Source organism: Actinoplanes sp. NPDC048791, assembly GCF_040650095.1.
GTDB lineage: Bacteria > Actinomycetota > Actinomycetes > Mycobacteriales > Micromonosporaceae > Actinoplanes.
Genome location: NZ_JBEZGQ010000276.1, coordinates 1 through 9,073 on the forward strand (window position 1 = coordinate 1; position 9,073 = coordinate 9,073).

Below are 9,073 nucleotides of genomic sequence, written 5' to 3' on the forward strand. Positions count from 1 at the left end.
TGGGCGGCGTGGCTTGGTGTGGGCGGCGTGGACGTGGGGCCATGCGGGGCTCGGAACCGTGCGGGCGCGGGACGACACAGGCGCGGGACCGTGCAGGCACGGGACGACGCGGGCGGTGAGCCTGTGCGGGGACGGCGAGGCGGACTGCAGAACTGCTCTGTCCAAGCGCATAGGTCAAGGGTGGCCGACCGCGGACGGTGCCGATCAAGCCCGGGCCATCGGCCGCGAGGCGACCCGGCCGCAAATGCTTCGCGCCGGAGGCAAGCCGTCCCGACAACCCGGCAAGCGAGCGTCCGCGCGCTGCCTTCTTCAGGGCACGATCCCAGCTGCATTCTGCATCCGAAACGTCGCAGGCCACTCCACAGCACCTCACGCGAGGGGCGGTCAGCACCGCGATGACCAGCCAAGATCCGTAGCCGGGTTTCTTGGAGCACGCAGCTGGCAGGGTGGGGCCGCCCGGTCATGAGCCGCCAGGCGATTGGGTGGCCCCGCCCGGTCTCGGCGGGAGCGACGTCCAGGGCCATGCAACCAGGTACGACATCAAGCTCTTGATCGTGATTCCGCGGACAGCGAGCGGCCCCGGCCGGAACGAATCCGACCGGGGCCGCCAACGACAATTTCCTCGCTACCGGACGAATTGCGCCGCGTCGTTGGTCAGATCGAGCAGCGGCGCCGGGATCACGCCCAGCGCCAGCGTCACGATCACGCCGATGACCAGCGCTGCCGAGGTCAGGAAGCCTGGGATCGAAACTGTCGGGGTGCTTTCGCCCGGCTCGGACAGCCACATCATCACGATCACCCGCAGGTACGGGAACGCCAGCACCATGCTCGTGATCACGCCGACGATGACCAGCCAGGTCTGGCCGCCTTCGATCGCTGCGCCGAAGACTGCGAACTTGCTTGTGAAGCCGCTGGTCAGCGGGATTCCCGCGAAGGCCAGCATGATGAACGAGAAGGCGCCCGCGTAGAGCGGGTTGCGGCGGCCCAGGCCTGCCCAGCGGGACAGGTGGGTTGCTTCGCCGTCCGCGTCGCGCACCAGCGAGACGATGCCGAATGCCGCCAGCACCGAGAAGCCGTACGCCACCAGGTAGAACATCGTGCTGGACAGGCCCTCCTTGTTGAGCGCCAGGACGCCCACCAACAGGTAGCCCGCGTTGGCGATCGACGAGTACGCCAGCAGCCGCTTCATGTCGGTCTGGGTGACCGCCAGGATCGCGCCCGTCAGCATTGTCAGGATCGCGATTGCGCCGAGGACCGGCTGGAAGTCCCAGCGGACCCCGTCGAAGGCGACGTAGAGGATGCGCAGCAGGGCCCCGAACGCCGCGACCTTGGTGCAGGCCGCCATCAGCGCCGTGATCGGGGTGGGTGCGCCCTGGTACACGTCGGGCGTCCACACGTGGAACGGCGCCGCCGCGCTCTTGAAGAGCAGGCCGATGGCCACCAGGGCGAGGCCGCCGAAGAGCAGCACCTCGTTGCGGACCGGGTCGGCGACCGCCGCGTGGATCGACGCCAGGTCGACCGCGCCGGCGAAGCCGTAGATCAGGGCCACGCCGAACAGGAAGAACGCCGACGCGTACGAGCCGAGCAGGAAGTACTTCAGGGCCGCTTCCTGGCTGAGCAGGCGGCGACGCCGGGCCAGCGCGCACAGCAGGTAGAGCGGCAGGGACAGGACCTCGAGCGCGACGAACATCGTCAGCAGGTCGTTCGCCGCCACGAACAGCAGCATGCCGCCGAGCGAGAAGATCGTCAGCGGGTAGACCTCGGTGTTGCCGGGGTCGCTGCCCGCCTGCCGCAGGTCCTTCTCGGAACCGACGGTGAGCGCCGCCTGGGACACGAACGCGCCGCCGTTCTCGACCGCGCGCTCACCGATCAGCAGCATCGACACGATGCCGAGCAGCAGGATGCTGCCCTGCAGGAACAGGGTCGGGCCGTCGATCGCCACCGCGCCGCCGATGGTGACGGTGCGGGTGTTCCGGCCGAGGATCACCGCGACGAGCGCGGCGACCAGCGACACCAGGGCGAGGGTCAGCTGGACCCCGTTGCGCCGGCCGCGCGGCAGCACCGCTTCGAGCAGGATGCCGAGGCAGGCCGCTCCGAAGAGGATCAGCATCGGCGCCAGGGCGCCGTAGTTGATCGCGGGTAGTTGGAGGTCGTCCATGGCTACGGCGCCACCTTTCCGTTTGCGACCGCCGTCGGCGCCGGGTCGGTCGTGCCCACGTCCTGCATGGTGGCCTCGACCGCCGGGTTGATCACGTCGGTGACCGGCTTCGGGTAGAAGCCGAGAACCAGCAGCAGCAGGATCAGCGGCGCGACCACGATCTTCTCGCGCAGGCTGATGTCCTTGTGCATCGCCGGGACCTCGGTCAGCGCCGGGTTGAGCGTGCCCTGCGTGGTGCGCTGCACCATCCACAGCACGTACGCGGCGGCGAGGATGATGCCGAAGGTGGCGATCACCGCGTACACCTTGTGCACCGTGAACGTGCCGATCAGCACCAGGAACTCGCTGACGAACGGCGCCGTGCCGGGCAGGGCCAGCGACGCCAGACCGGCGAAGAACAGGACACCGGCCAGCACCGGAACGAGCTTGCCGGCCCCGCCGAAGTCGCTGACCAGGGCCGAGCCGCGGCGGGCCACGAACATGCCGACCACCAGGAACAGCAGGCCGGTGGCCAGACCGTGGTTGACCATGTACAGCACCGAGCCGGTGCCGGCCTGGGTGGTGAAGGCGAAGATGCCGATGCCGATGAAGCCGAAGTGGGCGATCGACGTGTACGACACCAGCCGCTTCAGATCATGCTGGCCGACCGCGAGCAGGGCGGCGTAGATGATCCCGATGACGCCGAGGATCAGCGCCGCCGGGGCGAACCAGCGCGACGCCTCCGGGAACAGCGAGAGGCAGTAGCGCAGGATGCCGAACGTGCCGACCTTGTCCATGACACCGACCAGCAGCGCGGCGGCGGGCGCCGGAGCGGCGACACCGGCGTCGGGCAGCCAGGTGTGGAACGGGAAGAACGGCGCCTTGACCGCGAACGCGATGAAGAAGCCCAGGAACAGCCAGCGGGCGGTGTTGGTGTCGAACGCCGCCGAGACGTCGCTCAGCTTCTGCCAGTCGAACGTGTGCCCGCCGACGACCCAGAGGCCGATCACGGCGGCCAGCATGAACAGACCGCCGACCAGCGAGTACAGGAAGAACTTGACCGCCGCGTACTGCCGCCGGGCGCCGCCGAACGAACCGATGATGAAGTACATCGGCACGAGCATGACCTCGAAGAACACGTAGAACAGGAACACGTCGGCGGCCGCGAAGACGCCGATCATCGTGCACTCGAGGGCCAGCAGCAGCGCGAAGTAGACCGGCACGGACCGCTGGGTCTCGTCGATGTCGTTCCAGGAGGCCAGGATGATCACCGGCACCAGGATCGCGATCAGCATCAGCATCACCAGCGCGATGCCGTCGGCCGCGAACGTGAAGCGCGCGTCCCAGGTGGGGATCCACTGGTAGGACTCGCGGAACTGGAAGCGGTCGCCGCCCGCCTCGAACACGATCCACATGACGATGCTCAGCGCGAGCACCGCCAGCGACCAGCCCAGGGCGATCGTCTTGGCCAGTTGGCCCCTGGTCTTCGGGATGAAGGCCACCACCGCCGCCCCCACCAGGGGGAAGAGCGTCAGGATGGACAGGAACGGAAAGTCGGTCACGCCAACCATCCCAACTGGATTGCGAGGAAGGCACCGACGACCAGGACTACGCCGGTGAGCATGGACAACGCGTACGAGCGGACGAAACCGGTCTGCAGCCGGCGCAGGCGACCCGAGCTGCCGCCGACAGCGGCCGCGAGGCCGTTGACCGCGCCGTCGATGCCCTTGTTGTCGAGGAAGACCAACGCGCGGGTGAGGTAGATGCCGGGCCGCTCGAAGACCGCCTCGTTGAAGGCGTCGGTGTAGAGGTTGCGGCGGGCCGCGGTGACGAGCACACCGGCCGGCTGCTCCTCCTTGGCCGTGCCGTTGCGGAACAGCGCCCAGGCCAGACCCGCGCCCAGCACCGTGACGACCAGCGACAGCACCGTGATCAGCGCGTGCGGGATGACCGCCTCGTGCTCCACGGCCTCGGCGCCGAAGGTCGGCTCCAGCCAGTCCGGCACGCTGCTGGCCATCAGGAAGCCGGCCGCGATCGAGCCCAGGGCCAGCAGCATCAGCGGCACGGTCATGATGTACGGCGACTCGTGCGGGTGCTTGTTGTCCTCGGTGTAGCGCTCCGGGCCGTGGAAGGTCAGCACGAACAGGCGCGTCATGTAGAACGCGGTCAGGCCCGCGCCGATCAGGGCGGCCATGCCGTACAGCCAGGAGGTCCAGTCGCCGCGCTCGAAGGCCGCCGCGATGATCGGCTCCTTGGAGAAGTAGCCGGACAGCGGCGGGATGCCGATGATGGCGAGCCAGCCCATCATGAAGGTCAGCCAGGTCCACTTCATGTACTTGTGCAGGCCACCGAAGCGCCGGATGTCGACCTGGTCGTGCATACCGTGCATGACCGAGCCGGCGCCGAGGAACATGTTGGCCTTGAAGAAGCCGTGCGCGAGCAGGTGGATGATCGCCAGGGCGTACGCCCCGCCGCCCAGCCCGACGCCGAGGAACATGTAGCCGATCTGGCTCACCGTGGACCAGGCCAGGACCCGCTTGATGTCGTCCTTGGCCGCGCCGATGATGCAGCCCATCAGCAGGGTGAGCGCGCCGACGCTGACCACGATCGTCTGCAGCGTGGTGTTCGCCGAGAAGATCGGGTTGGACCGGGCGATCAGGTAGACACCGGCGGTGACCATCGTCGCCGCGTGGATCAGGGCCGAGACCGGGGTCGGGCCCTCCATCGCGTCGGGGAGCCAGGCCTGCAGCGGGAACTGGCCGGACTTACCGGCCGCGCCGAGCAGCAGCAGGATGCCCAGCACCAGGATGGTCGCGCCGGAGAGCGCGCCGACGCCGTTGAAGACCTCGTCGTACTGGGTGGTGCCCAGCGTGGCGAACATCAGGAAGATGCCGATGGCCAGGCCGGCGTCGCCGACCCGGTTCATCAGGAAGGCCTTCTTGCCGGCGGTGGCCGCCGACGGCCGGGTGTACCAGAACGAGATCAGCAGGTACGACGCCAGACCGACGCCCTCCCAGCCGAAGTAGAGCATCACGTAGTTGTTGCCCAGGACCAGCAGCAGCATCGCGGCGACGAAGAGGTTGAAGTAGGCGAAGAACTTCCGCCGCCCCTCGTCGTGCTCCATGTAGCCCACCGCGTACAGGTGGATCAATGAGCCGACCCCGGTGATCAGCAGGACGAACACGCCGGACAGCGGGTCGAAGAGCAACCCGAAGTCCACGTGCAGTCCGCCGACCACGATGAAGTCCCACAGGCTCTGTTCCGCCGAGCGGGCCTCGGCGTCCAGCCCGGCCAGGCTGAAGAACATCGACAAGCCCAGGACGAACGTCGCGGCGACCGCCGCGACGCCGAGCCAGTGACCCCACTTGTCGGCCTTCCTGCCCAGCAGGAGCAGGACCGTGGCGCTGGCGAGCGGAATGGCCACCAGCAGCCAGATTCCGCTCAGCAGCCCCGTCGCGTGGGCATACTCCACTGTCTGTTCCACGTGAAGGCCCCTTTAGTACTTGAGGAGGTTGGCGTCGTCGACGCTGGCCGAGCGCCGCGTCCGGAAGATCGACATGATGATGGCCAGCCCGATGACGACCTCGGCCGCCGCGACCACCATCACGAAGAACGAGATGATCTGGCCGTCGAGCGTGCCGTTGATCCGGCTGAAGGTCACCAGCGCGAGGTTCGCGGCGTTCAGCATCAGCTCGATGCACATGAACAGCACGATCGCGTTGCGGCGGACCAGCACACCGGCGGCACCGATGGTGAAGAGGATCGCCGCCAGTACGAGGTAGTAGTCGGGAGTCACTTCTCAGTCCCCTTCGGTGCGATCTCCTGAGCAGTCAGCTCGCGCACAGGAAGGATCGCCGAGATGCTGCGCTCGGAGCCGTTGCCGTCCGGCAGCCGGGCCGGCGCCGCGACCGACATGGTGTTCGCGTAGACGCCCGGGCCCGCCTTGGCTCCCGGGTACGAGCCCGGCCGGAAGCGCGCCTTCATGCGCGTGACCTGGTCGGCGATGTCGCCCTTGGCCCGCTCGACGTGGGCGAGCACCATGGCACCGACCGCCGCGGTGATCAGCAGCGCGGAGGTGACCTCGAAGGCGAAGACGTACTTGGTGAACAGCAGGCGCGCGATGCCCTGCACGTTGCCGCCGGAGGCGCTGTTCGCCTCGGCCAGGCCGACGACCTCGGTGCCGGCCAGCGAACGGGCCAGGCCGGTCGCGACGAGCACCCCGAAGGCGACGCCGAGCAGGATGGCCGCGATGCGCTGCCCCCGCAGGGTCTCGATCAGGGAGTCGGAGGCGTCCCGGCCGACCAGCATCAGCACGAACAGGAACAGCATCATGATCGCGCCGGTGTAGACGATGATCTGCACCGCGCCCAGGAACGGCGCCTGGTTGATCACGTAGATGAAGCCCAGGCAGAGCATCGTGACGACCAGCCAGAGGGCCGAGTGCACCGCGTTGCGCGCGATGACCATGCCCAGGCCGCCGATGACGGCGAGCGAGCCCAGGATCCAGAAGCCCCAGGCCTCACCGGTGGAGACCTGGCCGGCGGCTGCCGCGGCGTAAGCCAACATCAGGAGGCCTCCCGTCGTACCGTGCCCGCGGTCTCCGGCCGGGCGGCCGGGTCGACGGCGGTCGCCGCGTCGTCGGTGCCCGCGTCGGACCACGGCGCCCGCTCGGCACCGGCCGACGTGCCCGGGTTGGTCAGCGCACCGAGGTAGTAGTCCTTGTCCGTGTCGCCGAGCCGCATCGGGTGCGGCGGCTGCTCCATGCCGGGCAGCAGTGGCATCAGGAGGTCTTCCTTGGTGAAGATCAGATCCTGGCGGCTGTCGCGGGCCAGCTCGTACTCGTTGCTCATGGTCAGCGAACGGGTCGGGCAGGCCTCGATGCACAGTCCGCAGAAGATGCAGCGGGCGTAGTTGATCTGGTAGATGCTGGCGTACCGCTCACCGGGCGAGAAGCGCTGCTCGTCGGTGTTGTCGCCACCCTCGACGTAGATCGCATCCGCCGGGCAGGCCCAGGCGCACAGCTCGCAGCCGATGCACTTCTCCAGGCCGTCCGGGTGCCGGTTGAGGATGTGCCGCCCGTGGTAGCGCGGCGCCGGCGTCGGCGGGGTGAACGGGTAGTCGGTGGTGATGACCTTGCGGAACATGTGCGCGAAGGTCACCCCGAAGCCCTTGAACGAGCCGGTGAACGTTCCCACGTCACACCTCCTTGTCTGACGTGTCGTCCGGCGTGGGCGTGGTGCCGCCGACCGTGGCCGGCTGCCGTTCGGCGACCGCCCGGCGGGCCCGTGGACTGGGTGGCACCTGGAGGTCCATCGGCGGGACCGGGAAGCTGCCCGGGGGCCGGGCGGCCAGCTGTTCCTCGATGGAGAACTCGCGGGGCTTCTTGCTGGCCGGCCAGAGCAGCGCGATGCCGAGCACCACCACCGCCGCGGCCAGGTAGACGAGCCAGCGGGCGCCGCCGTCGATCCGGTCGTTGGTGACCCGGACGCCGGCCAGGAACAGGATCCAGACCAGGTTGACCGGGATCAGGACCTTCCAGCCGAAGCGCATGAACTGGTCGTAGCGCATCCGGGGCAGGGTGGCCCGCAGCCAGATGAAGCCGAAGAGCAGCAGCAGCACCTTGCCGAGCCACCAGATCAGCGGGAACCAGCCGGAGTTGGCGCCCTCCCACCAGCTGATCGGCCACGGGGCGCGCCAGCCGCCGAGGAACAGCGTGGTGGCGAACGCCGAGACGGTGATCATGTTGATGTACTCGGCCAGGAAGAACAGCGCGAACTTGAACGACGAGTACTCGGTGTGGAAGCCGCCGACCAGCTCGGACTCCGCCTCGGGCAGGTCGAACGGGGCCCGGTTGGTCTCGCCGACCGCCGCGATGCAGTAGATGACGAAGCTGGGCAGCAGCAGGACCGCGTACCAGCTCGGCGCGGTCGGGTTCCAGCCGAAGATGTCGAACGCCGTGGTGGGGTTGTTACCCGCCTGGGCGGCGACGATCTGCGAGGTGCTCATGGTGCCCGCGGTCATGAAGACCGCCACGATGCTCAGACCCATCGCGACCTCGTACGAGATCATCTGGGCCGCCGAACGCAGGCCGCCGAGCAGCGGATACGTCGAACCCGACGCCCAGCCGGCCAGCACCACGCCGTAGACGGCCATCGACGAGCAGGCCAGCAGCACCAGCACCGAGATCGGTACGTCGGTCAGCTGCAGCGCCGTCTTGTGGCCGAACATCGAGACGACCGGCCCGAAGGGGATCACCGAGAACGCGGTGAACGCCACCGTCGCCGAGATCACCGGGGCGATGAAGTACACCACCTTGTCGGCGGTCTTCGGGATGATCTCCTCCTTGAACGGCAGCTTGACGCCGTCCGTGAGGCTCTGCAGCCAGCCCTTGGGCCCGACCTGGTTGGGGCCGGGCCGGACCGCCATCCGGGCCACGACCTTGCGCTCGTAGTTGATCGTGAACAGCGTCAGCAGCAGCAGGATGACGAAGACACCCAGCAGCTTGATCAGGACGATCCACCAGACGTCGTTCTCGAACGTCGCCAGGGTGGGGTCCTGAGCCTTCGCAACAATCAGCGAATTCATGCGGTAGCTCCCTGAGCCAGGATCGGGCCAGGCCGGCCGGCGCTCAGCCGGACCACCGCACCCGAGGTGACGCCGAGGCTGCGACGCAGCGTCGAGCCCGGCGAGTTCGTGGGCAGCCACACCACCTGCGCGGGCAGGTCGGTGATCGCCGCCGGCAGAGTGATCGCGCCGCGGTCCGTGCCGACCGTGACGGCGTCGCCGTCGGCCACCCCGAGCGCCTCGGCCAGGCCCTTGCCCAGCCGGACCACCGGGGTACGGGCCGTGCCGGCCAGCACCTCGTCGCCGTCGAGCATCGAGCCGAGGTCGATCAGGTGGTGCCAGGACGCCAGCACCGCCTCCTGGTCCCCGACC

Annotated in this window: 8 protein-coding genes; all 8 read right to left on the minus strand. The window is 68.5% G+C overall.

Features of this window, described 5'->3' with window-relative positions:
* Window positions 1-625: 625 nt before the first annotated feature.
* Window positions 626-2,158 carry an NADH-quinone oxidoreductase subunit NuoN gene (gene nuoN / locus AB0C29_RS20805; protein ID WP_360822409.1) on the minus strand — a complete coding sequence of 511 codons (1,533 nt, stop codon included), beginning with the start codon at window positions 2,156-2,158 and terminating at the stop codon, window positions 626-628.
* A gap of 2 nt (window positions 2,159-2,160) precedes the next feature.
* A complete protein-coding gene (locus AB0C29_RS20810) occupies window positions 2,161-3,699 on the minus strand; it encodes an NADH-quinone oxidoreductase subunit M (RefSeq protein WP_360822411.1) in 1,539 nt (512 codons plus the stop codon).
* Window positions 3,696-5,621: an NADH-quinone oxidoreductase subunit L gene (gene nuoL / locus AB0C29_RS20815; RefSeq protein WP_360822413.1), complete on the minus strand. Its 1,926-nt coding sequence runs from the start codon at window positions 5,619-5,621 to the stop codon at window positions 3,696-3,698. The genes AB0C29_RS20810 and nuoL overlap by 4 nt, the downstream gene beginning before the upstream one ends.
* A 12-nt stretch (window positions 5,622-5,633) precedes the next feature.
* A complete protein-coding gene (gene nuoK, locus AB0C29_RS20820) occupies window positions 5,634-5,933 on the minus strand; it encodes an NADH-quinone oxidoreductase subunit NuoK (RefSeq protein ID WP_203772979.1) in 300 nt (99 codons plus the stop codon).
* Window positions 5,930-6,703 carry an NADH-quinone oxidoreductase subunit J gene (locus AB0C29_RS20825; RefSeq protein WP_360822415.1) on the minus strand — a complete coding sequence of 258 codons (774 nt, stop codon included), beginning with the start codon at window positions 6,701-6,703 and terminating at the stop codon, window positions 5,930-5,932. The genes nuoK and AB0C29_RS20825 overlap by 4 nt, the downstream gene beginning before the upstream one ends.
* Entirely contained in the window at window positions 6,703-7,332 is a 630-nt protein-coding gene (nuoI, locus tag AB0C29_RS20830) for an NADH-quinone oxidoreductase subunit NuoI (protein WP_360822417.1), read from the minus strand. Before nuoI ends, AB0C29_RS20825 begins: the two co-directional genes overlap by 1 nt.
* Before the next feature lies 1 nt (window position 7,333).
* Window positions 7,334-8,710 (minus strand): NADH-quinone oxidoreductase subunit NuoH, encoded by a 1,377-nt coding sequence (nuoH, locus tag AB0C29_RS20835; protein WP_360822421.1) that lies wholly within the window; start codon window positions 8,708-8,710, stop codon window positions 7,334-7,336.
* A gap of 8 nt (window positions 8,711-8,718) precedes the next feature.
* Window positions 8,719-9,073: molybdopterin dinucleotide binding domain-containing protein (locus AB0C29_RS20840; protein ID WP_360822419.1), on the minus strand; the 355-nt coding region annotated here is incomplete at its 5' end.